The following is a 25,433-nucleotide window of genomic DNA, read 5'->3' as shown; positions in this document are numbered from 1 at the left end:
CCTGTCTCCGAACTCCAGGTTTGCATTTGGAGATCGCGCTTGTGTCAACCGGACGCGACAGGGATGGTGAACGCAGCGGTTTTTCCGGTTTCTCGCTGCGGGCAAGGAAACGCTAGGCGAGCATCCGACCTGTCCAAGCTGCGATTTCGCCTCAAAGCCACCGGGCCTGCGGTAGCACGAGGAACAAAGCCGCGGTGGCGACGTTAGGGTTTGTAGATAAGGAGAATGCTGATGGATCACACAAATCACGTGCGCCTTTCCGCTGCCGAGTTGACAGCGGACAATCTTCAAGGAGCGACCGTCTATGGCGCTGACGACCACAAGGTCGGTTCCGTGGATCACATCCACGGAACGAACTCGGTCGTTATCGATGTCGGGGGTTTTCTCGGGATCGGTGCGAAGCCCGTAGCCGTGCCGTTTTCGGACCTCGACTGGATGCGCGACGAAGATGGCGATGTTCACGCGGTGACAAGCTGGACGAAGGATCAGCTAAAGGCGATGCCCGAGCATCGCGATTGAGAAGGCTGGCTCGGTTCAATGCCGGGCCTTTTCATGGCCTATTTTTGATCCTCGCCCGGCCCGCCTGTGCAATCCACATTCGGGACGTAGTCGGTCACAAGCGAAGCTTAGCCTGACTAATGCCGGGTAACGTTTGTACGGTGGTGACCGAACCAGCGCGTGCTGGCCCCCCCCCGAGGGGAGCGATGTTTCTTGCATCCGCAGGAAACATGCCGATCACCAAGTGGGGAAATCCAGTTATCATCGTGAATGGGGTATGCCGGAGACTGTAGCAGGCCCTTTCGAAGCCATGATCCATCTGACGGATGGCTGGCCGGAGCGCACCAGCGCGTTATTTATCGAGGCTCGAAACGCGTGCCGTGCCGCGGTAGCAGGCCTCATCGACGGCGATGTCGCTCAAATCAAGTTTTTGGCTGCGGTGGAAGCGGCCAAGCCGGGTGTCAACTGACATTTATTTTCGTCGGGTGACTTTAGGAGCCGCTGCTTTGCGGGCCTTCCAACTGCAAATGTTCATCTGTGCGCCACCGTACAAAAGTCGGCTGACGACTGCGGCTCGTTATACTCGTGGAGCATACGCGCGGCCAGCGATTCTCTAAATCCTCGTCAGCTTAAGCCTGGCGCGACGTGTATGCGGCTATCCTTGCCTTCCGCCGATTCCTCCATATTTCCCAAACACCCTTGACGACGAACTTCCAGGAACACACCTTGCCAGCAACTCTTTCTTCCGGAAACAAAGGCCTTGATTTCATCTTGAAGGGTGGACTGCCGTCGCGGCGCCTCTACCTCGTAGAAGGAACGCCAGGTTCGGGGAAGACCACGCTGGCGCTGCAATTCTTGCGAGAAGGCGTCCGTCAGGGTGAGCGGGCGCTCTATATCACGCTTTCTGAGACGGAAGAGGAGTTGTCCGCCGTTGCAAACTCGCATGGGTGGGACATCAAGGAGTTCGACGTTTTCGAATTCAACTCCGCGTCCGACGTCTTTCGCGAAGGACGAGAACAGTCCATTCTGCATCCATGGGAGATGGAACTCACCGAGACGATCCGGCTAATCCAGGATGAGGTTGAGCGGGTCAAACCGAAGCGGGTTGTGTTCGATAGCCTTTCAGAGATGCGCCTGTTGGCCCAGGACCCGTTGCGTTATCGCCGGCAAGTTCTTGCATTGAAGCAGTTCTTCTCGGGACGCGACACGACGGTCCTTCTGATTGACGACATGACCGGCAACGCCGAGGAGCGGGATGCCCACCTCCATAGTCTCTGTCATGGTGTCATCACCCTTGAACGGCTGACGCTGGATTTTGGCGCCGCCCGCCGCCGCATGCAGGTGCAGAAGCTGCGTGGCGTCGATTTCACCGCCGGATACCACGACTTCACCATTAGGAAAGGTGGGCTCGAAATCTATCCGCGCCTCATCGCCGCCGCCCATCACGCGGATTTTTCCGGAGAAGTGACGGCGAGCGGCGTGGTCGAGCTGGACCGTCTTTTGGGCGGTGGTCCGCGACGGGGGACCAGCACACTTCTGACGGGGCCGGCCGGCTGCGGCAAGACCACGATCGCCCTGCAATATCTCTTCGCAGCCTGTGAGCGCGGCGAGCCTTCTATTGTTTATGAATTCGACGAACGGATCGGAACGCTGCTTGCCCGTGCCAAGGCGTTCAGCCTCGACCTGCAACCCCATATCGATAGTGGCCTGCTTGTGGTCGAGCAGATCGACCCGGCGGAAATTTCCCCCGGCGAATTCGCGGCCCGCGTCCGCGGTGAGGTGGAGGCGAGAGGCGCGCGGGTGGTGGTGATCGACAGCCTGAACGGCTACTTGGCCGCCATGCCGCAAGAGCAGCATCTGATCTTGCAGATGCACGAACTGCTTTCCTATCTCAGCCAGAAAGGCGTCGTTACTTTCCTGATCAACCCGCAGAACGGTCTCGTTGGAAGCATGTCGACCAACCTGAATGTATCCTATGTCGCTGATACCGTGGTGTTGCTTCGTTTCTTCGAGGCGGAAGGCCGTGTCAGAAAGGCAATATCCGTGTTGAAGAACCGCAGCGGCATGCATGAGGATACCATTCGCGAACTGCGCATTGACAGTGGCGGCATCAGGATTGGCGCGCCGCTTTCGCAATTCAGGGGAATTCTGACCGGGACACCCGAATACATGGGCGCGCGGGGTCCGCTGATGGAAGATCGCGAACGTGATGGCTGAACGACTGCGAGAAGGTCGCCGAATTCTCGTCAGCGCTCCGTTCGGGCGCGATGCCGACAGCGTCGCGACGCTTCTACGCCAAGAAAACTACGACGTTGTCGTCTGTCTCGATATCGCCGAGGTGGCCGAAGCGATCGACGAGAGTATTGGCGCAATCCTCCTCACGGAAGAAGCCCTCGTCAAGGATGTCGATAAGCTCAAGTCGGCGCTGGACGCGCAGCCTTCGTGGTCTGACGTTCCTTTCGTGCTTCTGGCGGCACCTCGCACCAGCCGAGCGCCGAACGGGCGTCTGTCTCAGTTGGCGCTGTTTGATCTCGCAAGCAATAGCGTGGTTCTGGAGCGGCCGCTCGGTAGAGCCTCGCTTTTCAGCGCCGTCGCGTCCGCAATGCGGCTGCGCTCCAAGCAGTTCCAGATGCGTGACCGCCTGGCGGAACTAGACGAGAGCGAAACGCGGCTGCGTCTTGCAACCAGCGCCGCTGGTGTCGGAACATGGGATTTCGACCTCATCACCGGTGAGCTGAGATGGGACAAACGCTGCCGAGCGATGTTCGGAATTCTCTCCGATCGGCAGGTTTCCTACGAAGCGGGGTTCTTGGCCGGACTACACCCTGATGACCGCGAGAGGTCAGACCAAGCCGTCAAGGATGCGCTGCGGCCCGGCGGTTCCGGAGAGTATGAGATCGACTACCGGACCATCGGAATAGAAGACGGTGTCGAACGCTGGATCGCGGCGAAAGGCGGTACAATTTTCGTTGACGGCAAGGCCGTTCGGTTCGTCGGCACGGCCATCGACATCAGTGAACGCAAGCGGACGCAGGAAGCACTGGCTAGGTCGGAGGCTGCATTGCGTCTCGAGCGCGAGGCGCTCGATGATCTCAACCGAAATCTCGAGGCGCGTGTCGTGCAGCGCACCGCGGAACTTGAAGAGGAAATGGCCGCGCGCAGCCGGGCCGAGGAAGCGCTTCGTCAAGCGCAGAAGATGGAGGCAATCGGCCAGTTGACTGGAGGGATTGCTCACGACTTCAACAACATGTTGACCGGTATTATCGGCGGTATCAATCTCGCCAAGCGCCGCATCGCTTCCGGTCGCGTTGAGGAAGTTGGGCGCTTCATGGATGCCGCCACGGAGTCGGCACACAGGGCCGCCGCGCTCATTGCCAGACTTCTTGCCTTCTCGCGCCGGCAGACCCTCGACGCAACGTCGCTTGACGTGGCAGCTCAGCTCCTCGCTACGAAGGAACTCCTGGAACGAACCCTTCCTGAAACCATCGCAATAGAGCTGAAAGTCACGGCTGACGTGGGATATGCCATGGCGGACGCCAATCAGCTTGAAAGCGCTCTGCTGAACCTTGCGATCAACGCGCGCGACGCCATGCCTGATGGCGGGCGTCTTACGATCACCGCGGAGCAATGCCGGGTCGCGGCATCGGAAGCCGGTGGGCTTGACGCGGGGAACTACGTGATGATCGCCGTAGAAGATACCGGCGTGGGGATGCCCCCGGAAATCCTGGAGAAGGTATTCGATCCTTTTTTCACGACAAAGCCGATCGGGCAGGGCACCGGTTTGGGCTTGTCAATGATTTACGGCTTCACGCAGCAGTCGGGCGGTCAGGTTCGCATTGACAGTTCCCCCGGACAAGGCACGTCGATCAAGCTTTATCTGCCGGCCGCATTGGGCGCTGAGACGCAAGAAGAGCAAGGTGATGCCGAAAGCCCTTCGGAGGGGAGCGGCCAGACCGTGCTCGTCGTCGAAGATGACGACGCTGTCCGCCTTTTGATTTGCGAGGTGCTCATGGACCTCTCTTATCGTGTTCTTGAGGCCGAGGACGCCGATGCCGCGCTTCGTACGCTGACCGCAACTGGGAGGATCGATCTTATGGTGTCGGATGTCGGCCTGCCAGGGATGAACGGCAGGCAGCTTGCCGACGTTGCGCGTCAGCATAGGCCGGATCTGCCGGTTCTCTTCGTCACAGGATATGCGGAAAACGCCGCCACCAAGGCAAGCTTCCTTGGGACCAACATGGCGATGATCGGTAAGCCCTTCGCTGTTGAAGTGCTTGCATCGAAGATCAATGAGATGGTCAACCCTGCCCATGGGGTCGAGCAAGCTTAGCTGCTTGAGGCGCATAATCGGACACCACAGGGCCCACTTCTGCGGGCCCTGGTAGCCGTGTCACCAGCCGGGCGACCCGCCTCAACTACTTGCAGGTATTTGCCGGGTCGGTGCCGGTTGCATTGTTGTTGCTCGATGGATTGGTCGTTCCGCCAGCACCGCGTCTTGCGCAGTCATTGGCGTCGCCCCCGGATGCGCCGGAATTCTGGCCATTCATGTTGGTGTCGTTGTTCATTCCATTGCCAGTGTTCTGACCGTTGCCGCCGTTGCCACTGTTCGAGCCGGCACCGTCCGTGCCGCTTGTTGCGCCGGTGCCGGTGCCGCTTGAGGCGCCAGAGCCTCCAGAGCTGGTACCGCCACTTCCCGATCCTCCGGATGACTGGGCCATGGCGGATGTCGCCAAGCCAATCGACAGGAATGAGACCGCGAGAATTTTCGTGAGCATCGGGATTTCCTCCATTTGATTGCTTACCTGGACCCAACTTGGAGAAAAGTTAGTAGTTCCCGCGAGAGGGACAAAGTCTGTCTAAGGACAAGGTACCCACGCCATCCCGCAATGCATCTGATGTAGAAATGTCTGCCAGCGTACCCAAGAACATGAAGAACGGCAGGATGTTATACAGCCGACATTTTTCAGCGTGTGAGGAATGCTCCGCATGCCTCATCCGATACAATTGAAGTCTCATGTTCGCCTCTGACCAATCAACCATGCACAACCGGCTACTGGCTCGTCTGCCTGATGCGGAATTTCAGGCTATCCTCGGCAGTCTGGAAATGATCGACCTTCGACAGGGTCACGTTATCGTCAACGCGAACGGGCCCATCGACCACGTCTATTTTCTGTGTAGCGGTATCGGTTCAGTCATCACCGTGTCGTCGGATGGAAACCAGGCGGAGGCCGGGATGTTTGGTCGCGAGGGATTTTCCCCGACATCAGCGGGCGTCGGCGGGACTGTGAGTGTCCACGAGGTGCTGATGCAGGTCGCCGGTTGGGGCTACAGGATGACGTTGGGCGCAACGCTCGAGGCAATCTCGTCCTATCCCAACTTCGCAAACCTCCTTGCGAGGTTCATCCAGACTTTTGCATCGCAGATCTCTTACACGGTGCTGTCGAACGTCAACTATCAGATCGACATACGACTGGCCCGATGGCTTCTCATGTCGCATGACCGCGTCGATGGTGACGAGATAGCGCTCACCCATGATTTCATTTCCCTGATGCTCGGTGTCAGGCGACCGAGTGTCACGACTGCTTTGCACGTCCTTGAGGGAGAGAAATTCATCCGCTCCGAACGAGGTCTCATCACCATTCGCGACAGGCGTGGGTTGGAGGAGTTTGCCGGCGATTCCTACGGCAGGCCTGAGGAAGAGTATCGGCGCCTCATTGGACGATTCTAGCGCGGCAGATCAGACCGGTCATGCGGGTGGCAACAGTTCCGCATGGAAACCTTTCGTTCGGCGGTGGTAAAAGAGAGGCGCGTATTGAGGCGTTCCGTACGCTGGAAGACGATCGATTGCCTTCCGCTCTTCACGCTATACTCTAAACCGCATGCAAAAAGCAGAGAGCCCACAGCTTCGCCGGCGCGAGTCTATCAGCGCTGAGGAGCGGCAGAGACGACGTGAAGCAACGTCGCAGAACGCACTGGCTGCAACCAAGGCCGAGGCGGAAGCGCGGCGCCTGAAGACAGAGCGCCTTCGGGCCGCGCGCGAGGCCGCTCGGCCTCAAAACGACGGCGATGTCGTTGATCAAGCATGACGAAGCGGTCGGTCAGCAAGGGACCTAGTCAAATTTGATGACGTCTCGGAATGGAACTGTACTGAGAACGTTTCCCTTTTCGTCGGTAATCTCAAATTGCATTCCGTCGATACGCTGATCATACAAAATAAGTTCGGCGACCATCTCGCGCGCGGATTTCGTTGCTTCCCGCCTCGCTGCTTCGAGCGATGGAAGGTCGATCCCTTCGTCGTCGGCATCGAAACTTTCGTCTGAGCGAACATTGAAAAAGAAAAGCATTCTGTCCTCCATAAGCGGACAAAACGAATGCTGGTGGTCAGCGGTTCCATGGAAAGTGAACGGCATCAGCCGCTTATGAGAGGTTCTAAAGCTCATCCTTCGAGCCAGCGCCAAGCAAGCGCTCGAACTCGCGTTCAGGCAGCCCATAACAACCGGCCGCAAATCGCTCCAGACCCCCGCGGTTGACGACGACGATCGTTCCGCGGTTCGAACGAATAAGTCTGTGGCCTTCGAGAATGTGAAGCGCTGTCGTCACACTCGGTCGACGGATACCGAGGAGGAAGGCGATGTATTCGTGCGTGATCTCAAGGACGTCCGCTTTCACCCGGTCGTGACACATGAGGATCCAGCGGGCCAACCGCTTCTCGACGCGAAATTTGGCGTTTGCGAGCGCGGTGTAAGAGACCTGCACGGCGAAAACGTGCATGAACTTGATAAAGGGAATCTGAAGCGTGGCGCTTCGTTCAGTCGCCTCGCGCATTCTGTCCACAGAGATACGATATCCGCGGCCAGCAACCTGCATTTCTATGAGGTATGGCACCACCGTGTCGCCAATGACCGTCGATGTCGGCACAAACCCCTCGCTGCCAAACATGCCGGCCTCCGCCTTCTTCCCGTCGGGGAGCACGCTGATTACGGCGCCGATACCGCTATCTGGAAAGTAGACGTACTCCAGCAAGGTGTCAGGGCGAGCGATGGGAAATCGGGAAGGCATTTCAACTTCTTCCAGATATGGTGCCAGAAGCTTAAAATCCTGGTCGCTCAAGGATCGCAGAATCCGGTTGGACATCTGTGCTTTTTGCATTCGTTCGATCAACTCCGCCTGTCGATACGCGCCACGGCTCTGACGCACGCACTATCAAATTGTCAGAACAATTCGGACGACAAGGTCGCAGGGACGAAAATGCTCGCTGGTGTCACGCGTAAAGGTCGACGGGGGTCGACGGTTACTCGCTTTAATTGAGCTACACTCGTGACATAATAGTTGGTGTGTCCGGCCACCTGGGCCGGGCACACCGTGTTTCCACAAAACGCCAAAGTGTCGCGCCTATGATCGCCGGCAGGGACCCGCAGACACTGCATCAGTTTTCAACCACTTCCCGGCGAGACGCTGGCGTCGTTCTTTTCGGGCAACGAACCTGTCCCTGGGGTCTTCGTCTCGTCGGTGAGATGATCTTGTGCATGCGGACCGGCGGCCGGGTGATCCTGAGGTTGCGCGGGCTTTCTGCCCGTTTCCTCGATCTCGCGTTGCGCCTTCTTGTCCTTGTCCTTGTCCATGATCCACTCCCTCGATCAGACCCGAGGAATGGGCTGGTCCAACCGGAGCCCACCCATTTCACGCTCTTCGGGAGACTTCTCACCCTCAGCGACGTCGCGTTGATGGCCCGTAGGCAAAACGTCGTCGCGAATGTCGTCGGGCAGCTCCTGATCCAGTTCGTAGGCGCGAACGCGGGGTGAGGTTTCATGGGTGCTGCGCGCGTATTGGTTTACGCCTTCCGCTTGCGTGGCTGCCCCTGCCTCATTGAGACCTGGCTCGCCGGTAAAGCTCGGGGCCGGCGTGACTTGCCTCGCTGTCCAGCCTTCTTCTCTCCATAGGTCAGCGCGCTCGTCCATGTCGATGGCGCCGTGCTCGTCCAGAATGTCATGGGCTGTTTCGTATGTCGCATCGTCTACCGAGGCCGATACCAGGAAGCCACCCCGGCGAAGGCCTTCCGCGTAGATGGAGCGGTCCTCGTCAGGAAAGAACCAGTCCTTCAGCGCATCGAAGAAGCCGCCGCGATCGTCTGCCGCGACATTGGTTTTCTCGGCATCAGCTTCATAGCCCGCCATGAGGCGGGCATTGGCGACGCCTGCGTCGCTGAGACGCTCGACAGCACTTTCTGCTTCGGATCGGGTGTCAAAGAATGCGGTGAGGGTGCTTTTCGCGATGCCGTGCGAGGCGTCGCTTGTGTTTTCGTTATAAATGTTGGCCATGGTTTCCTCCATCCATTGATATCCGGGCAACTCGCATGGTGCGCCAATGTTCCGTGTACTGCTGGAATTTGACCCGCTTTGGCTCTTGGGAACTGTATCTGGTTGGCTCACCCGCGCGGTATGTCGACCTGCCCGTTCTGCTCACCGTCCCAATAATACACGGACGATGCCGACACCTTTATCAGAACGAGGCCGGGCGTTTGGGTGCCCTCAGGGAACCAGCGGTCGAGGCCCGAAACCCAGTGAGCTTCGAAGGATGCCTTATCCTTGACGATCGACGCCATCCCTTGGATCGCAATGAAGATGCCCGGTTTGCCCAGAAGGTTCGGAGGCTCCGTGAAGGTGAGAGAGACATCATCGATGCCGTTGATCTCGCTGATCTTGCGAGTGTCCTCATAAGAGAAGAACCAGGAATCGCCGTCGTATTCGACGTCGCCATTGTTGCTCATCGGGCGGCTGGAAATCTTACCCGACCCGCTCTGGGTCGATAGCATGCAGAAGTCGATCTTCCTGATCTTGGATGCGAGGTCTTCGAAAGTCATCGCGGACATGGCTGATCTCCCGTTTTCGTGTGCGGGATATCGTCCACGAGACCCGATTGTTCCGATACGCAGCAAACCTTTTGCGCGGACCGACGTTGTGTTTGTGAGCAACGAGGAGATCAGCAATGACCCAATTTGAAAGCAGACAGAGCGAAAAGGTGACCGAAACCGCGACTGAAGCCAGACAGGGCAGCTACGGCCGGCCAGTCTTGATGGTGCTGGTCTGCAGTCTCATTCTGGCGCTGCTTGCGTGGGGTGGCGTCGAAATGTGGGGTGAGCGTCAGGACACCGAGACCAACCCGACGGCGTCAACCAAGCAGGATCCGATCAATTCTCAGCCATCGGGACCCGGCGCCTTCGACAACAACGCGGCCGATGGTAGTGGCCGCCCCCCGCAGGCGAATGATCGCGCCCCCAACCCCTAGGTCATGGCGGCATACCAACACAGGTAACGACGCCAAACGCTTCGCGGTAGCTCTGCTCGCCATCACATCGCCGCGGCAGGGAGCCTGCTGCCGGCTCTACGGTCAAAGTTTTAGGGGAGGATCCTCTTCATTTCGTTCCGTCCCAGGAATAGCCGGCAACCAATTCTCTCGCCGTTTCGTCCAGACTTCCATTTCGGGAGTCAGTTCGCTTGGGACGTTGTCCAGCGATCCAAAACGAATCTCGACGTCATCATCGTTTAGGCAAAAAAGGCGTCCTCCGCAGCGCGGGCAAAAGCTCCGACCTGCAAATGTCGATATCTCACCGGAATAGGTGAACGGATCGCGACGCCAATGGGCGAAGGAGGTGAATGAAGATCCGCTTTCCTTGCGGCAGTCCGCGCAATGACAAATTCCTATACGAAAGGGTTCGCCATCAGCCTGGTATCGTACCGCGCCACAGAGGCAGCCTCCCAAAAAAGTCATGCCTGTAACCTCCTTGACTTTGCCTGCGCCCCGATTGGCCAGGCAACCAGCTCTCCGCACTTGTCGGCGATGCGCTGGCGTGCGCGGTTGACGCGGCTTTTGACGGTCCCCGCCGCGCGATGGAAGTGCTCGGCAGCCTGTTCATAGGTAACGGGCAGCCCGACCAGCGTCTCATCGGCATCGAGACCAATGAGGTCGGCCAAGGCAGTATCCGCTTAAAGAACATTCCTTTCCGGGCACCACGTCCAGATGCCGGGTTCAACCTTCAATTGCGTAGAATTCATCGTGTTGTGCACCTTTCGAGTTCGTTAGGCCGGTAAGCGGCCACTCAACCCAAGGGTGGTTCAGCGAATAACTGGTGCGAGTAGCTACGGTTTGCCAGCGATGGTCATGAAAGGTACATTCTCGATCGCGAATTTAGCGAGTTTCGAATGGCGCCATGGCAAGGCAATAGCGTCAGGCAAGCACTTTCGCTTCGATCGCCGCGGCGATGACTGCCTCTTTAACTGCCTCGCGGGCATGCCGAAGGCTCGATCTGTCAGTCAGTTGATAGTCGAGCGATTCTCAAACCCGATCACCGAAAATCGCTCCCTCAACCCATCGGCGATCGCGGTCGCATCGCGACCTGAACGGCCGGATGTCCAGCGGATTTCGAACATCAGAGCGTCGCCGTCATCGATCTCCCGCAGAGTGGTGAAGCAGGCGGTGGAACCTGATGGGAGGGCGGCCCTGATGTCAGGTATGGGTGAGCCCTTAGGCACCTTGATGGTCACCGAGCTCTTCTCTTCGCACGACATCCATTGCTGAATGTGTCTCAGCGGCGCGAGAATGAGAAGGGTGAGAACCGTGGCGGCCGCGCCTATGACAATCTGTCCGCCGCCGAAACAGAGGCCGATCGCTGTTATCACCCAGAGCGTTGCAGCGGTCGTCACCCCGGTCGCGATATCGCCGCGACGCAGAATTGCGCCGCCGCCGATAAAACCGACGCCCGTCAATATTCCGAGCGGAAAGCGCAGGATATCCATCGAGCCGTTGACGCCCTGGCTCGTGGCCAACAGCATGTTAGCCTGGATCATCGGGATGCAGGCCGCGAGCCCGACAAGTGTGGTTGTGCGCAGCCCGGCGGCGTGACCGCCTTGTTCCCTGTTCGCACCAATCAAGATGCCGGCCAGCAGGGTCGCCCCGATACGAAGGGCGATCTCCGGCCAGCCGGGGGTGATCGGCATCAGGTCAAGCACGGCGCGATCCTATTTTTCAGCGCGGCTGAGAAGGACACGCATCTCTTCGAAGCGGCGCTTGCGATCCCCGTCGTCGACGGTCGGTGAATAGCAGGTGCTGGATACGCAGAAGCGCGCCAGGTTGTGCGGTTTGTCCGCCTTGTCGAATTCGCATTCGAAAATATCGGTCATCTCGGCCGGCGCCGTACCCTGGCGCGTCGAGTAGGACATTCGGACACCAGGCGGTTTCAACTCGGGAAAGGACTGGACCGTGCCGATGGCAAGCTGATCGGTCATGAAAAAGCTCTTGGCAACGGATTTACAGGTATCCTCGAGCTCGCTTGATTGCGCCCTTGCCGTTGCGGGTAGGGTAAATACGACAAATGCAAATAGAATAATCGGCTTGCGCACGGGCACTTCCTCCACTGTCTCTGTCGATGGAGGTAGAGCAGCGAGGCCAAAAGCAAATGGCGGTCCGTGCGACGACGACAATCAAGGAGCGCCAGGCGGCCCATCGGCTAGGTACTGCGTGGAGTATGTTTTCGCAACCCGTCCATGATCAGGCGAACGATCCTGTGTGCCCGTTCGCGCCAGTCGGGCGTGTCCGGGATCGAGTAAATGCCGAACAGCGTGTAGAGAACGTCGCTTGCCTCGAGATCGTCCTTGACCGTGCCCGCCTCTATCGCCGCACGAAGAAGCTTGTCGAAGGCGGCTGTCACGCGCGTCGTTCCCTCCGTAAAGAGAGCGGCGTTTGAGGTGAACAGCAGCTTCAGGCTGCTGGCCATACCGCGCTTTGCCGCCATGTAGCTGACGAAACGGTGCATCCACTCATCGAGCGCGATATCGGGTGCCTTTTCGGCCAAGAGTTCGACCGCGGCGCTAGCGAGCAATTCGAGTTCGCGCCGATAGACTATCTCGACGAGATGTTCGCGGGTTGGAAAGTGTCGATAAAGCGTACCAATGCCGACACCCGCCTGCCGGGCAATCTCTTCAAGCGAAACATCCGTGCCGCGTTCAGCAAAGGCTTTCGACGCGACCTCGACCAGTTTGGCGCGATTGCGCTGCGCGTCAGCACGTAACCGCGGCTGTTCCTGCGCTTGCGATGCATCCTCTTTCGGTAACAATTTCCCACCCCACGACAGGGCTTGACGAAACTTCGTCAGCCACTACCTATAAACGGAGGCTCCTCCGTTTGTGTCGGGGTGCCATCCAATTTCTAGTGAGGATTGGGATGGATGTCATGTCCAAACTGGTGGCACGGGTCGCGAAGTCAACCTGTAATGTTCGCGAATTCCAGGTCTTCTTGATGTTTGAGGCTACGCACGCCGCGATCGGTGGGAGCGTTTGATTATGATATCGACACACCGATGGGATCGTAACCCAGAAAGTCGAAAGGCGTTCCCTGAGAGGCTAAACGATCGACAGCCACAATTCGACCGACCTTTCGGCGAGAAGATATCGCCCGCGCCGGCCAAAGCGTTCTCGACGGATTCTACGGTCGAGGTTCTCGATTTTGCTGTGAAGGCAACGCTCGCCGGCCGACAAGTTGCGTTCTGCACGCTCGTCGAAATTCGCGGCGGTTCGTCACGTGCTTTGGGCGCTCATATGGCGGTGGCCGATGACGGCTTGTACGGCGGTTACGTCTCCGGCGGCTGTACCGAGGCGGCAGTTGCTGCCGAAGCCTTGCAGGCGATATCCAAAGGATGTGATCGGTTCGTCATGCTGGGCGAGGGTTCCCCGTTCTTCGATATTGTCTTGCCGTGTGGAGGCGGGATTACCGTTGCCGTTCACGTTGTGCGAGACATTCGACCGATCCGAAATGTGATCGAAGGGCTGGGCTGCCGGCGCGATGTTGGCTTGGCTTATAGTCCGAGCAACCAATCGCTTTCCTTCGTTTTCGGAAAAGCCGACACCGGTTGGGATGGTGAGGCGTTCCTGACATTTTACCGTCCGGCTGTTCGAGTCCTCCTTTCAGGCCGCACGCTGGAGGTCGAAATCGCCTCGAAGGTAGCGCGGGCGGCAGGTTACGATGTCCTTCAATATGATGCGGCCGCCGGCGAGCGACCTGACGACACGCTGATCGACGCGGACACGGCCGTTGCGCTTCTACAGCACGATCTGGACCTTGAAATGCCGATCCTCGAAGCCGCCCTGCGTGGCCAGCCGTTCTATTTGGGCGCCTTGGGCAGCAGCCGAACACACGAGAAGAGGATGGAGCGGCTTCGAGAACAGGGACATTCGCAGGAGGCGATCGACCGGATCAAGGCGCCGATTGGCCTGTTCGGCCGTGCCCGTGACGCCCATTCGCTGGCGCTTTCGGTGGTCGCGGATATCGCCGCTTGTCGCCAAACCGTATTGATGGGGACTTGAGCGAACTTCATCCGGATTCGTTTCTGCGGCTCAACATCGCCAATGCTTTTCAAGCCCCAATGCTCTTCAGTCAAAGGAGATGTCTCATGCATTTTATCATCAATGGAGAGGATATCGAGGTGGAGGCGGACATCCGCACCTCATTGCTCGATCTCATGCGCAATTATCTGGGTTTGATGGGAACCAAGAAGGGTTGCGATCAAGGAGCATGCGGCGCCTGCACCGTGCTGGTGGATGGCGAGCGCATCAATTCCTGTCTTGCACTGGCGGTGCAGTATCAGGGACGCGGCATCACCACGGTTGAAGGGCTTGCGGTCAATGGCAATCTCCACCCGATGCAGCAAGCCTTTATCGAACATGATGGCTTTCAATGCGGCTATTGCACACCGGGCCAGCTCTGTTCCGCCATCGGGATGGCGGGCGAGATCGAACGGAATATTCCGAGCGCTGTAACCAGCGATCTCACCGTAGCTGATACTCCGATCGACGATCGTGAAATCCGCGAGCGCATGAGCGGCAATCTGTGTCGATGCGGAGCCTACAACGGCATTGTCGAAGCAATCTCAGAAGCGTTGGCCCACCAGACGGCTGCTCCGACCGAGGAAAGGGTGCGGGCATGAATATCTTTTCCTATCAGCAGGCGTCGGACGCCGTTTCCGCGATCGCTTTGAAGAAGGCCGGTCCGGCCGCGAAATATCTGGGCGGCGGCACGAACCTCGTTGATCTCATGCGCGAAACGGTCGAGCGGCCAGGGATGCTCGTCGATGTCACACACCTTCCCGGCGATATCGAACAGCGTGCCGACGGCAGCCTCCTGATCGGCGCCGCAGCGAAAAACACATCGCTCGCCGCGCATTTGGCGGTTCGGTCCGATTTCCCGTTGCTTTCGCGCTCCATCCTGGCGGGTGCAAGCGCGCAGATCCGCAACGTCGCGACGGTTGGCGGCAATATTATGCAACGCACCCGCTGTCGGTATTTTTACGACAACGCGGCGCGCTGTAACAAACGCCTGCCACAGGCAGGATGCGACGCGCTTGAAGGCTTCAATCGCTACCACGCTATTCTCGGTGCATCCGATAGCTGTGTCGCCACTCATCCCTCCGACATGTGCGTCGCTCTCGTCGCGCTTGATGCGGTGGTTCATCTGCAGGGAGCGGCCGGTGGCCGCAGCATGCCGCTGGCCGAACTGCATCGGCTGCCGGGCGATCGTCCCGAGATTGAGGCGGAATTGCAGACTGATGAACTGATCACGGCGATCGAAATCCCGCCGCTCGGCTTTGCACGCCGCTCGACTTACCGAAAGGTTCGCGACCGCGCCAGCTACGCCTTCGCGCTCATATCTGTCGCGGCCGCTCTCGACATCGACGAGGCGGGCAAGGTGCGTGATGTTCGCCTCGCGCTCGGCGGCGTTGCCCACAAGCCATGGCGAGCCATCAAGGCGGAGGCCGCGCTGAAGGGACAGCTAGCCGGCACGGAAAGCTTCCGCGCCGCCGCCGAGGCCGAACTCGCCGATGCCGTCGCTCTCAGCGAAAATGGGTTCAAGATCGAATTGGCGAAACGCACGATCGTCGCCGTGCTTGACGAATTGAAGGGAGACAACGTATGAGCGTCCAACCTGAAGCCGATAACAATAGGCCCGGCCGCTGGCAGCCTGCCGTTACACCCGATCCCATGCTGCGCAAACATGGCGCTCTCGGGCAGCCTATCTCGCGGGTCGATGGTCCTTTGAAAGTACAGGGAAAGGCGCGTTTTGCCGCCGAGTTTGCCTATGAAAACATAAGCTATGCGGCACTAGCCTTCAGCAGCATTGCGCGCGGTCGCATCACCGAACTCCAGACCGCGGCCGCGGAAGCGGCGCCGGGCGTCATTCTCGTCATGACCTATCACAATGCGCCGCGCATGAAGGCGCCGTCGTTGATGATGTCTTCTCCGACGGCTGCCGGCGCCAGCGACCTGCCGGTGATGCAGAATGACGAGATCCACTGGAATGGCCAGCCCATAGCCCTCGTTCTGGCCGAAACGCAGGAGCAGGCGGATCATGCGGCCTCGCTGATCAAGGCGAGCTACGCAAGCCTGCCTGCCGTGACTTCGTTCGATGAGGCGAAACAAACGCCGCGGCAGTTGGATACGCTGCTTGGTCAGCCGCCGGTGCTGGAGATCGGCGATGCCGAACAAGCGCTCGCAAATGCCGAGGTCAAGGTCGATCTGACCTATCGGACCCCGCGGCACAACCACAATGCCATCGAACTGCATGCGGCAACGGTGGCCTGGAAGGGTGATGCGCTGCACTTGCATGATGCCAGCCAGTTGATTGATCTAACCGCTGGTCAACTCGGCGATATTTTTGGCTTGGAACCCGGCAAGGTGCGTGTCACCTCACCCTATGTCGGTGGCGGTTTCGGCGGCAAATGTCTGTGGGATCACCAGATCCTCGCCATCGCGGCCTCGAAACTCGCCAAGCGGCCGGTGCGCATTATGCTCTCGCGGGAAGGCGTCTTTCGGATCGTTGGCGGTCGCACGGTGACGGAACAGCGTGTGGCTCTCGGTGCGCGGGCGGATGGCACGCTCGATGCGCTCATCCATACCGGCACCGCGGCAATGACATTGCACAATTCCTGCCCGGAACAGTTCACCTTCCCGGCTCGCCATCTCTACGCGGCCAAGACATTCAAGCTTGCGCAGGATGTCGCCGACATGGACATGCTCGCCAACACTTTTATGCGCGCACCTGGTGAGTCGGTCGGGACCTTTGCGCTCGAATGTGCGCTCGACGAGCTGGCGGAAAAACTCGACCTCGACCCGATTGAATTGCGTCGCCGGATCGAGCCGGAAAAGGACCCGACCACCGGCAAGCCGTTTTCGTCACGCTACCTTATCGAAGCCTATGAACAGGGCGCCGAGCGTTTCGGCTGGCGGAACCGCAGCCAGACGCCGCGGCAGAAACGCGAGGGCGAATGGCTGATCGGCATGGGCTGCGCCACCGCGACCTATCCCTACCATCGCTTCCCCGGTGGCGCGGTAAAGATCAGGCTGACGTCGGAAGGTCACGTAACCGTCTCGACCGCGGTGCACGACATGGGCATGGGTACGGCGACGGCCCAGGCTCAGCATATCGCGGCCCGACTCGGGGTGCCGATGGAAGACGTCATCTTCGAATATGGCGACAGCAGCCTGCCGCGCGGGGTGATTGCCGGTGGATCGACTCAGACCGCATCGATCGGCGGTGCGGTGATCGCGGCGACGGAAGTCTTTGTCGAGGAGTTGATCAAGCTCGCCGGCAACGACTCGCCTCTCGCCGGCCTATCGCTCACCGATGTCGAGCCACGCGATGGTGGTCTCGGTCATCGCGACGATCCTGGCCTGTTCGAGAGCTACAAGTCCATTCTCAGCCGCTCCGGCCGCGATGAACTGGTCTGCCAGGCCGAGGCACCGCCGCCGGCGGAGATGGAGGCCTTCTCCATGCACTCTTACGGCGCCCAGTTCTGTGAGGTCAGGGTCAGCGCCCTGACGGGCGAAATCCGCGTGTCGCGTTTTCTCGGTTCCTTCGACGCCGGCCAGATACTGAACGCCACGACGGCAACCAGCCAGTTCAAGGGCGGCATTGTCATGGGCATCGGCCTGGCGCTCACCGAGGAAACCAATTTCGACGAAAGGACCGGCCGAGTGGTCAATGCATCGCTTGCCGAATATCATGTGCCGGTGCAGATGGATGTCCCAAAGATCGACATCCTCTACACCAACACACCCGATCCGTGGGCGCCGATGGGTGCGCGCGGTATTGGCGAGATAGGCATTACCGGGGTCGGGGCGGCCGTTGCTAACGCCGTTTACAACGCGACCGGCATCCGAGTGCGCGACCTGCCTATCACTCTGGATAAGGTGCTACGGGAACTGCCTGTTTGAGGGTATGGAGATTGCGTGCTTTGACGGCTGGGGCACAGGCAGCGATGAAGTTTTCGTGGCCTGCGCGTCGCCAACGCGAGAAGGGACGGGATCAGTATCTCGTTAGTAAGGAAAGAGCCGACTTCGCCCGAAGCTTTCCTTTCGGAAGGCTCCGTGAGCCTGCGACTGTGCCGTTCATGTTAACGAGGTGCGCCAGCAGCCGCATAGATGCGCCTCTAGATCTTGCAACAGCTCGCTCACGGATGCTCGGGGCAAGTTCATTATGTCAACGGCCTTCAAGAAGGAACCGGTTACGGCAACCCGGACGAAAGTGCGAATAGCGAGTATCTGATCTGAGAAACGTCCTATGACTAGGTGGACGATGATAGCTTTCCACGCTCACTGGATAAGCCGGACCATGCAAGTTCTTGCGAAACGTGGGCAAACTTGCGCTATTTAGAGGGACTTCAGCCTAAGTGTCTGTCCAAGAATGGCCTGATGGGGCGGGGTTGAGTGAAGGGCGGCAATCAGATTCTTTGTATTTTGCGACAAATACGGAGAGATCAAATGGCCTGGACACCCTTCACCCGGCGTCACCATGACAGAAGCCGCATGCGCTACGCAAGCGATCTGACCGACAGAGAGTGGAACCTGATCGAGCATTTCATGCCAGGGCAGCCCCGACATGGTCGCAGACGCAAGACGTCTCTTCGAGCGGTCGTCGATGGTATTTTCTACCTGCTGCAGTCGGGTTGCCAGTGGTCATTGCTGCCGCATGATTTTCCGCCGAAGAGCACGGTCTATCACTATTTCAGGCGGTTCTGCCGGGACGGGACGTGGCGTCGTATCCATGACGCGCTCTACTGCCGAACGCGGCAGCTTGAGGGACGTGAAGAGCAGCCATCATTTGCTATAATCGATAGCCAGTCAGTGAAGACTGGCCCTGACGCCCGACTTGATATCGGCTATGACGCGGGAAAAAAGATCAAAGGTCGCAAGCGGCACATTCTGGTCGATACTCTGGGCATGCTTCTGAAAGCCGAGGTCCATTCGGCCGGGATTCAGGATCGTGATGGCGCAGCACTTGTTTTAGACAGGATCGCAAACCGTTTTCCGTTTATCGAGAAAATCTGCGGCGATGGCGGCTATCAAGGTCCAACAGTCGAAAAGGCAAGCCCGCGTCCGGTGGAAATCGTCAAACGAAATCAGGCCGGTTTCCAAGTGCTGCCGAAGCGATGGGTCGTCGAGAGGACGCTGGCCTGGCTCGGCATAAACCGTCGGATGGCAAAGGATTTCGAACGTTCATCGGACACAAGCCTCGCCTTCATCCAAACCGCAATGATCAAGCTCATGACAAGACGGCTGGCGCGATATCCCCTTTCTTGAATAGACTCTAAGTAGCTGCAGGTATACAAGATCGGCGTACTGGACCGCACTCCTGATCAGATGGCATCGGTTGTCGAGGAAATTCCGGCCGTTGAGGCGACGTAATCCGCTCTTTGCTGTATCGCTGTCGAAGGACACATGTCTGCGTCCGTGACACGTGTTGTGTCGACGGCCCATCGCAACGCGGCGGGACAGGCGCTGTTCAGGGCTGCGGGCTTCCGTCCCACGATGATCGAGATGACGCTTTCCTGAACTGCGAGGCTGGCTAGAAAATAGCCGGACGCTGGAGGCGATATTCCCTGCAAAATGTTCCATGTTTATGCTTACCTCGCAATGTGGAAATTAGATATCCAGCTTGTTTCGCGATTCGGACGCCCATAGTTCTTATCTGCCGATTGCCGCAGCTCATCGATGCCACGTTACGGCGAGGCCAGAGGGCGCGGGCCGGTTTCATCGCTAGTAGTGTCGTCGTTCGGGCGGTATTGCCGCCACCGACGAGCGAGTCCGGGATTATCACTTACCGGTCGGCGGCATTGCGAGGAGACGCACGTGAGTTGCTACTCACTGGTTTTGCAGTGCGATCCACTAAAGATCAGCCCACCTGGAACAGTGTTTGTCAAAGACGATCTACGTAGGAGGTGATGCGGGCCACGATCTCTTTCAGGGTGGGCCGGCCATGATAATATAGGGCCGACGTCCGCTCGTAAGCGCGCTCGTAGACTCCGAACGTCTCCGGATCGGATAGGCTGAACGCGGGATTGCTGCCGATGTCCTGATTGTCGGCCTTCGGAAAGCGTTTCTGCTTGTGGGCACCATACGCGTCCGAGCCGAGGAAAGCTTGCACGTCCGGTTGGTCTAGCAAGCAGTAGACGTCGTAATAATGTCGGAGGAAATTGGCGGGGAACTGGCCGGTTTCCTGCTGCTTGCGATATTTAGTGGAGATGGTCTGGAGCTTCTCGACCAGCGTGTAGCCGGGCTCGTAGCAGGGAACGGCCAGTGCGCGATTATCGATCAGCTCGACGCGCGATACAGCGTAATCATAGGCCCAGGAGCTGATATCCTTATCGATATTGGGAGCCACCGTGTCGAAGCCGGCTTCGAGCAACACGCTATTCTTGAGATCCGTTTTAGTGCCGGTCGTCTCGCGGTAGTAGAGGCGGATGCCGCCACTGCGGTACGTCTCGTTGTCGAATTCGGTATCGCGCTCGATCTTTTGGATACCCTCGATCGTGATCGTCTCGGCTAGCCAGTCATAAAAAGCCTTCCGGCTTTCACGATGTGCCACCTTGTCGTGATTGGGGCCGGTTTTTACCTCCATCGCTTTGGGCGGTTCGATACGGATATCGATATCCTCCGAGAAGCGGTTGATGATGCGGTATCCTTTCGAGAGCGAGGTGCCTCCCTTCAGCTCGAATGCCATCTCCAACTGCTGCAGGCCGTATAGGCAATGCATGATCCAGTAGTCTTTTTCGACCAGCACCGGCTGCACCTTCATCTGGTCCGCTACGATGCGCAGCAGGGATGCAAAATCCTTGTGCCTATGGAGGAAGTCAGCTGGCATGCGTATCCGCGGCGAGGGTGTTGAAGAATTTCCGCGTGCGCACCATACCGTATTCTTTGGCGGCACGGGTGAGAGCGGTAGGATTGCCTTGCAGGGCACGTTCCTTCACGCGGGCCAGCACGTGATCGCGGTCCTCGGCCAGCTGGTCGAGATTGTTGACCAGATCGACCAGTAGGAATTCTTTGGTCAGGATTTTGGGGAAGGCCGGCTTTTTTCGGAACTCGAACTCGCGACCGCCCAGCATGAAGTTGCCGTGGCGCTTATGGTTATAGACGACGGTTTTGTTATAGAGCTGTGTCACGCCAACACCCAAGCTGTTATAGGCATTGGGCGAGGTGACGAGGTAACGGTCATCCTTCAGAAAAGCCTCGACGAGCGCATCATCCTCGGCGGGGGCTTTGCCGAACGCGGTTTGCTTCGGCCGGTGATAGACGCCGGTTGATAGCTTGGTCAGGTATCCTTCTGCCAGCATTTGCTGCAAATGCCGATCAACAGACGACGACCATTGGGCGAGATCCTGCCGACGGTAGACCTTGCCGGACCGCAGATGCTTTTTCAATTCCTGTAACTTCGTCATGGGATAGCTCCTGCACTCACTATAACGACATATGGTCGTGAATGCAATTTTTTACAAATTTCATGCAAATTTTGGCATCTGATCGGGGTCAGTGTCACTGAAGTGCCAGAAATATATAAAGTATTTTCGAAGATTTTTATTACTCGAAAATCGAAATCTCGAAACGTACTTGTCCTCTGGATGGTCGTGGACGGCTACCGGCAGCAAAGTAGCTGTCCGAGTGGAAAAATCTGATCTCCGATGAACGACGGGCCGTCGGTTGATGTCCCTTCAAGAGCGAAACGACGAGCTCGGCTCGGACGTAGGGTGTAGCCGACATCCAAGCCGAGCATCTCATTCGATTTTATGCAGCTTCCCAAACCTGATTGAGGATCTTGGCCGCCAGTGCGGCCTTTTCTTGTGGCAGGAAGCGACCATGGTGCTGTTGCACGACGTCTGGCGTGTCCTGAATGGCGTCGCTTGCCTGCTCGTAGGATCCGGTCTGCTTCAGAATATGCGTCGCAAGAATGTCGCGCAGGTTATGGGGTCCAAGCGGCAAAAAGCCCTTGATCGCACCCCGTCCGGTATAGGGATTATAGATGCCATAGCGTTGAATGATCCTCCGCCAAGCCTCGTAGAAGGTTGTCGAGTTGTAGGCCGCATCAAGGCTGGTGGTCTTGACCGTCTTGACGAAAAGGGTTCCGGGATCTTTGGCTCCGCCGAGCAGAACACCACGATGGCGGTCGCTGTAAGCGTCGAGGTATTTGTAGAGATAGCAAGTCGGCCAGGATCAGCTTGCACGGCTTCTGTGCGAAGAAGGAGGAGCCAGAGTTTTTGAATGCGACCGATAAGATTAGGACCTCCCACCCATGGTCGCGATCGCTCCAGCGCAACTCGCCGCACTTCATGTCTTCAAGCCGGCGTTCTGATGTCGGATAATGTCCGCGCGGGCAGACACGAAGTTGGCGAAGGTTCTTCTGCCTTGGCCCGAGATGCGGGCCGAGGTGAAGGAGTAGGAAGGACCTGACGGCTTCGGCCGCTGGCCGCAAGTATCGGCTTTCATCCGGCATGCGTCTCACGATCTCATCTGTGATCTTCCAATACTCCGCCAACGGGCTCTCGGCCTCGAGGACACACATGATCGGCTCAAACGGGTCGCGGTGAACACGCATGACGCGTTGGATTTCCTTGAATCGGTTAGCGGCAATGCCGATGAAACGCATCGCAGGCGCCATGCCAGTCGCGAGCTGCGAAATCGATTTCTTCCTGCTCGATCAGACCGGCGATGGGCCTGACATTCCGAAGGAGTTCCGGGTGCTGCCGGATCCAGCCGACCGACGTCCGCGCGAGATAGGGCTTGGGCGACCATCAACATGTCCTCTTGCATTTGGTGTAGAAACCACGCCGCTGTTCGCGCCACTGTAGATACCAAACACCGGGGAAGACGAGAAGGCCGATGCTCAACTGGCTGACTGGCACGCCGAAACCCTTTACGGCACCATTTGGCGAGGCAGCCAGCGGACCAAACATCAGACCCAGGTGCTCGATCTTCTGGGAGGCCGTTTCTTCACCCCGGACCGCATTACGCTGAAAGCCAATAGCCGTCAGCGTCGAGGTCTTGAAGCGGATGAGATCCGCCATTTCCATTGCAAGCCTCGGCGGCGCGTCGACAACGCCGGAGAGCAGATCCGGATCATCAAGTTCTGCCGCAAGGTTCTGATTGGCACCGGCAGCGGAGGCCAACGATCGAGCGGAAAGAAAGCTGCCGCCATAGGTGACGCCGGGAAAGCGGATCGCATAACGCTGCTTACTGGCTGCCGCCTGATAGCGGCGATACTCTGTCGAGCCTGAAATGATTACCCGGCGCACCCAGTCGAGGATCTCCTCGCGCTTGGTAAAGGGCAGGCTGTTGAAGTCCTCGGGCAGGCGCAACGAAATCCTTCGACGCTCAGCCGGGCTGATGTCACCGAGATCGTGACCATAGAGCGAGCGCGCCTGGTGCGGCAGCTTCTCTTTGAAATATCCCTCCGAAAGCCGATAGCGTCGCTCGATGCGGCGGAGGATATTGAAACTGGCTACAGATCGGGGCACGCGCTCACCCTGGATCCAGGATAGTAGCGTCTTATTGTCGAAGCTCTCATTCAGATGAACAACGGCGCGGTAAAGCTGCCAATAAGTGTCGCCGAACCGACGCATATGATAAACCAGTGCATCCTGAGAGCTCGCCGGATCTTCTGTCGCTTCGAACAGTGGTTCCGGGAAAGGGCTGATCGGTTTTGGCGTCGGCCCACGCGGCGCAGATGCGGACGGGGCAAAGTTGCCATCCGTTGTCGCACGTTGGGGCTTTCTGATTGAGGTTGCGGAGGCTGCTTTTTTTGCAGGCGTTATCTTGTCGGGACGAACTGTCTGCTTTGGCGGCCGTTTCTCTTCGACCGTTGGTGCTACACCGACCCACCGGATGATTGCATCCAGGCCTGGCCGCAGTTGTTTTTTCAGTTCTGCCGTCAAATCGGCTTCAATCCCGCAGGCCTGACCGATCGTCGTCCAGTCGATACGCCATTCATAAGCGGGGGAGATTTCCGGTAGATAATTAAGCTGACCAGGAAGGGCCGGATGTTCTCCAGCACCCGCCTGGACACAATCGGTGCGATAGCTCGCAGAATTGAGATATCTTTCGCTGAAAGTGGCGTGATGAAATGTTTCTCTCGACGGCAATGCCGAGGGCGAGCGGCAATAGGGGGCGAGCGTTAAGAATGGATGTATCGGGCATAGCGGTTCAAACGCTGCGTGATCGCCGCATTCATGCCCTACGCAAATCACTCGGGCTCAGTGCTCAAGAATTCGATGTGCTCGCTTTAATCAAGCGTGCTTATTTAAGTCTATCGCCTTTCTAAACGAAGTGCGTCTTGCTTAAATAAGGGGTGAGGCCGACAATCGGTCAACTGCCGTCAACCCAACCGATCATTGGCCTCTCTGATGTTCACGGAGCCGTTTGCTCCTGGCGCCTATGCTCTGCGATAGATGAGGTCCGGCGCGACGATCCATTCGCCTTGCCGCAATGCCGTCACATCAAGACGACCGCGCGGGTCACGTCTCGCAACGCCGGCGAAATGGTATCGCCGACCACGGCGATCTATAACGGATTCAGGAACGGTGCGGTCGCCAAGCCTGGCAACAATCGGTCCGCTGCGATCAGCAACGTCGAGAACGAAATACTCGTGCGGAATGCTTCTGCTGACCATCAGGATTGAGCCTCGGCGTCGCTTTGAAGCGCTCGAGTAGCGGCGTGGTTTAGAGGGATCTGCCTTGTCGTCTTTTTCACGATCGGCCGCTTCTTTTTGATTTCGGCGACAAAGGGTTTGCGTGGGGGCATTGTTGAGCCTTCTGGGAGTAATTATGTGAAAACGCAGTCGAGCTGACCGAGCGGACCAAAGTCCGCGGCGACGTGCTGTCCGGCCAGAACCTGCAGGATGGTGGTGCATGAGCCCGTCGTGACGACGTCGGTTGGCTCCAGTTGACGCCCTTTCGCGGCGAGTTGGCGCGCGATCCAGACAACTGCATTAACTGGATCCTCCATGATTGATGAAGCCTTGCCAGAGACGACGGTCTCCCTGAACAGGAAAGTCGTCACCTCGATGGAGACGAGTTCCGCAAGAGATGCTGCTGGCACGTGGTTACCGCACAACGTGGCGACATGAAGTCCGAAGTCGGCGATCGCGGGATTGTTGCCCCAAAATGTTCTCCGGGTTCTTCTCCCTAAAAGGCCTATTGCCGGGCGGCAGGCGAGAATGGCATCGCGTGCGCTGCCGAGATCAATGCGTTCGCCCGCGTCGGGGTAGGGTCGAAGCAGGGTGAAGGCAAATTCGCATTGCACACCAATCGCGCCGGGAGGTAGTCGAAACTCCCGGGTGTTGTTAAGAAGGCTTGAGGCTGGGATTTCCGAGTAGATAGGTGATGTCAGGCCGAGGGTCCTTTGCGACCTTTCCGTCGAACCAGCAATCGCATAGCCTTTCCTCTCGAACCCCAGCGCATCCTGCGCGGCGGCCTGGATGTCGTAGGCCTCGCTTTCCGACGCAATCAATTGCAGCGGCAGATCGCAAAGCTCATCGTGGCGACGGCTTCGCGCAAGAATGTCGGCGGTCGCGTCCTTCAGCTCGAAATACATCTTCGTTTCCAATTCGACGTTACGACATCG

The 25,433-nt window shown here is 58.2% G+C and carries 27 protein-coding genes and 1 pseudogene; 11 read left to right on the top strand and 17 right to left on the bottom strand.

The window, feature by feature from the left end:
- Window positions 1-231: 231 nt before the first annotated feature.
- The 4 genes from ACCD05_RS16305 to ACCD05_RS16290 all read left to right on the top strand — a co-directional run bounded on the left by ACCD05_RS16305 (window position 232) and on the right by ACCD05_RS16290 (window position 4,828).
- Window positions 232-519, top strand: coding sequence for a PRC-barrel domain-containing protein (locus tag ACCD05_RS16305; protein ID WP_111563724.1), 288 nt, complete (start codon window positions 232-234; stop codon window positions 517-519).
- Window positions 520-775: 256 nt separating this feature from the next.
- Window positions 776-967, top strand: coding sequence for a DUF982 domain-containing protein (locus ACCD05_RS16300; protein ID WP_112436766.1), 192 nt, complete (start codon window positions 776-778; stop codon window positions 965-967).
- 257 nt (window positions 968-1,224) lie between these two features.
- Entirely contained in the window at window positions 1,225-2,715 is a 1,491-nt protein-coding gene (locus ACCD05_RS16295) for an ATPase domain-containing protein (RefSeq protein ID WP_413393965.1), read from the top strand.
- On the top strand, window positions 2,708-4,828 hold the full coding sequence (locus ACCD05_RS16290) for an ATP-binding protein (RefSeq protein WP_112436768.1): 2,121 nt from the start codon (window positions 2,708-2,710) through the stop codon (window positions 4,826-4,828). The genes ACCD05_RS16295 and ACCD05_RS16290 overlap by 8 nt, the downstream gene beginning before the upstream one ends.
- Window positions 4,829-4,913: 85 nt before the next feature.
- Here ACCD05_RS16290 and ACCD05_RS16285 read toward each other — a convergent pair whose 3' ends face one another.
- A complete protein-coding gene (locus tag ACCD05_RS16285) occupies window positions 4,914-5,273 on the bottom strand; it encodes an oxidoreductase (RefSeq protein ID WP_111563720.1) in 360 nt (119 codons plus the stop codon).
- A 239-nt stretch (window positions 5,274-5,512) separates the two neighbouring features.
- On the opposite strand from ACCD05_RS16285, the gene ACCD05_RS16280 reads away from it, so the two are divergent.
- Window positions 5,513-6,226 (top strand): Crp/Fnr family transcriptional regulator, encoded by a 714-nt coding sequence (locus ACCD05_RS16280; RefSeq protein ID WP_111563719.1) that lies wholly within the window; start codon window positions 5,513-5,515, stop codon window positions 6,224-6,226.
- A gap of 382 nt (window positions 6,227-6,608) precedes the next feature.
- Here ACCD05_RS16280 and ACCD05_RS16275 read toward each other — a convergent pair whose 3' ends face one another.
- The 5 genes from ACCD05_RS16275 to ACCD05_RS16255 all read right to left on the bottom strand — a co-directional run bounded on the left by ACCD05_RS16275 (window position 6,609) and on the right by ACCD05_RS16255 (window position 9,367).
- Window positions 6,609-6,842: a DUF6894 family protein gene (locus ACCD05_RS16275; RefSeq protein WP_283193844.1), complete on the bottom strand. Its 234-nt coding sequence runs from the start codon at window positions 6,840-6,842 to the stop codon at window positions 6,609-6,611.
- 85 nt (window positions 6,843-6,927) lie between these two features.
- On the bottom strand, window positions 6,928-7,647 hold the full coding sequence (locus ACCD05_RS16270) for a Crp/Fnr family transcriptional regulator (RefSeq protein ID WP_413393962.1): 720 nt from the start codon (window positions 7,645-7,647) through the stop codon (window positions 6,928-6,930).
- A gap of 284 nt (window positions 7,648-7,931) precedes the next feature.
- Window positions 7,932-8,120, bottom strand: a complete 189-nt coding sequence (locus ACCD05_RS16265) for a hypothetical protein (protein ID WP_413393960.1) — start codon at window positions 8,118-8,120, stop codon at window positions 7,932-7,934.
- Between the two features lie 15 nt (window positions 8,121-8,135).
- Window positions 8,136-8,828, bottom strand: coding sequence for a hypothetical protein (locus ACCD05_RS16260; RefSeq protein ID WP_413393958.1), 693 nt, complete (start codon window positions 8,826-8,828; stop codon window positions 8,136-8,138).
- Window positions 8,829-8,923: 95 nt separating this feature from the next.
- Window positions 8,924-9,367 (bottom strand): pyridoxamine 5'-phosphate oxidase family protein, encoded by a 444-nt coding sequence (locus tag ACCD05_RS16255; protein ID WP_413393956.1) that lies wholly within the window; start codon window positions 9,365-9,367, stop codon window positions 8,924-8,926.
- Between the two features lie 116 nt (window positions 9,368-9,483).
- Here ACCD05_RS16255 and ACCD05_RS16250 point away from each other — a divergent pair, with 116 nt between their 5' ends.
- Window positions 9,484-9,783, top strand: coding sequence for a hypothetical protein (locus ACCD05_RS16250; RefSeq protein ID WP_413393954.1), 300 nt, complete (start codon window positions 9,484-9,486; stop codon window positions 9,781-9,783).
- Window positions 9,784-9,885: 102 nt separating this feature from the next.
- Here ACCD05_RS16250 and ACCD05_RS16245 read toward each other — a convergent pair whose 3' ends face one another.
- The 5 genes from ACCD05_RS16245 to ACCD05_RS16225 form a co-directional block, all read right to left on the bottom strand.
- A complete protein-coding gene (locus ACCD05_RS16245) occupies window positions 9,886-10,266 on the bottom strand; it encodes a GFA family protein (protein ID WP_413393952.1) in 381 nt (126 codons plus the stop codon).
- A complete protein-coding gene (locus ACCD05_RS16240) occupies window positions 10,263-10,469 on the bottom strand; it encodes a hypothetical protein (RefSeq protein ID WP_112950080.1) in 207 nt (68 codons plus the stop codon). The genes ACCD05_RS16245 and ACCD05_RS16240 overlap by 4 nt, the downstream gene beginning before the upstream one ends.
- 339 nt (window positions 10,470-10,808) lie before the next feature.
- Window positions 10,809-11,504, bottom strand: coding sequence for an MgtC/SapB family protein (locus ACCD05_RS16235; protein WP_283193838.1), 696 nt, complete (start codon window positions 11,502-11,504; stop codon window positions 10,809-10,811).
- 9 nt (window positions 11,505-11,513) lie between these two features.
- Window positions 11,514-11,894 (bottom strand): hypothetical protein, encoded by a 381-nt coding sequence (locus tag ACCD05_RS16230; protein ID WP_111563708.1) that lies wholly within the window; start codon window positions 11,892-11,894, stop codon window positions 11,514-11,516.
- A 107-nt stretch (window positions 11,895-12,001) separates the two neighbouring features.
- Complete coding sequence (locus tag ACCD05_RS16225; RefSeq protein WP_413393949.1) at window positions 12,002-12,607, bottom strand: TetR/AcrR family transcriptional regulator; 606 nt, start codon at window positions 12,605-12,607, stop codon at window positions 12,002-12,004.
- A 226-nt stretch (window positions 12,608-12,833) separates the two neighbouring features.
- On the opposite strand from ACCD05_RS16225, the gene ACCD05_RS16220 reads away from it, so the two are divergent.
- The 4 genes from ACCD05_RS16220 (at window position 12,834) to ACCD05_RS16205 (ending at window position 17,756) form a co-directional block, all read left to right on the top strand.
- Complete coding sequence (locus ACCD05_RS16220) at window positions 12,834-13,853, top strand: XdhC family protein (RefSeq protein WP_413393946.1); 1,020 nt, start codon at window positions 12,834-12,836, stop codon at window positions 13,851-13,853.
- Window positions 13,854-13,939: 86 nt separating this feature from the next.
- Window positions 13,940-14,473: a 2Fe-2S iron-sulfur cluster-binding protein gene (locus ACCD05_RS16215; RefSeq protein WP_111563705.1), complete on the top strand. Its 534-nt coding sequence runs from the start codon at window positions 13,940-13,942 to the stop codon at window positions 14,471-14,473.
- A complete protein-coding gene (locus ACCD05_RS16210) occupies window positions 14,470-15,459 on the top strand; it encodes an FAD binding domain-containing protein (RefSeq protein WP_413393944.1) in 990 nt (329 codons plus the stop codon). The genes ACCD05_RS16215 and ACCD05_RS16210 overlap by 4 nt, the downstream gene beginning before the upstream one ends.
- Window positions 15,456-17,756 (top strand): xanthine dehydrogenase family protein molybdopterin-binding subunit, encoded by a 2,301-nt coding sequence (locus ACCD05_RS16205; protein WP_413393942.1) that lies wholly within the window; start codon window positions 15,456-15,458, stop codon window positions 17,754-17,756. Before ACCD05_RS16210 ends, ACCD05_RS16205 begins: the two co-directional genes overlap by 4 nt.
- Window positions 17,757-17,930: 174 nt before the next feature.
- Here the strand turns inward: ACCD05_RS16205 and ACCD05_RS16200 are convergent, their stop codons facing one another.
- Window positions 17,931-18,035 (bottom strand): hypothetical protein, encoded by a 105-nt coding sequence (locus ACCD05_RS16200; protein WP_413393940.1) that lies wholly within the window; start codon window positions 18,033-18,035, stop codon window positions 17,931-17,933.
- A gap of 267 nt (window positions 18,036-18,302) precedes the next feature.
- Here ACCD05_RS16200 and ACCD05_RS16195 point away from each other — a divergent pair, with 267 nt between their 5' ends.
- Window positions 18,303-19,121 carry an IS5 family transposase gene (locus ACCD05_RS16195; RefSeq protein ID WP_413393938.1) on the top strand — a complete coding sequence of 273 codons (819 nt, stop codon included), beginning with the start codon at window positions 18,303-18,305 and terminating at the stop codon, window positions 19,119-19,121.
- A gap of 616 nt (window positions 19,122-19,737) precedes the next feature.
- Here the strand turns inward: ACCD05_RS16195 and ACCD05_RS16190 are convergent.
- From ACCD05_RS16190 to ACCD05_RS16170, 5 genes and pseudogenes are all read right to left on the bottom strand, one after another.
- Window positions 19,738-20,682: a nucleotidyl transferase AbiEii/AbiGii toxin family protein gene (locus ACCD05_RS16190; protein ID WP_413393936.1), complete on the bottom strand. Its 945-nt coding sequence runs from the start codon at window positions 20,680-20,682 to the stop codon at window positions 19,738-19,740.
- A complete protein-coding gene (locus ACCD05_RS16185; RefSeq protein ID WP_413393934.1) occupies window positions 20,672-21,259 on the bottom strand; it encodes a hypothetical protein in 588 nt (195 codons plus the stop codon). The genes ACCD05_RS16190 and ACCD05_RS16185 overlap by 11 nt, the downstream gene beginning before the upstream one ends.
- Before the next feature lie 343 nt (window positions 21,260-21,602).
- Window positions 21,603-24,008: pseudogene (locus ACCD05_RS16180) on the bottom strand (hypothetical protein).
- 235 nt (window positions 24,009-24,243) lie between these two features.
- Window positions 24,244-24,480 carry a hypothetical protein gene (locus tag ACCD05_RS16175; protein WP_081993172.1) on the bottom strand — a complete coding sequence of 79 codons (237 nt, stop codon included), beginning with the start codon at window positions 24,478-24,480 and terminating at the stop codon, window positions 24,244-24,246.
- Between the two features lie 152 nt (window positions 24,481-24,632).
- Window positions 24,633-25,403, bottom strand: a complete 771-nt coding sequence (locus ACCD05_RS16170; RefSeq protein ID WP_413393932.1) for a 2-keto-4-pentenoate hydratase — start codon at window positions 25,401-25,403, stop codon at window positions 24,633-24,635.
- Between the last annotated feature and the right edge of the window lie 30 nt (window positions 25,404-25,433).

The sequence above is a fragment of the Rhizobium sp. Rhizsp42 genome (assembly GCF_047304155.1).
Taxonomy (GTDB): Bacteria; Pseudomonadota; Alphaproteobacteria; order Rhizobiales; family Rhizobiaceae; genus Rhizobium.
This window is presented reverse-complemented; position numbering and strand designations above follow the sequence as displayed.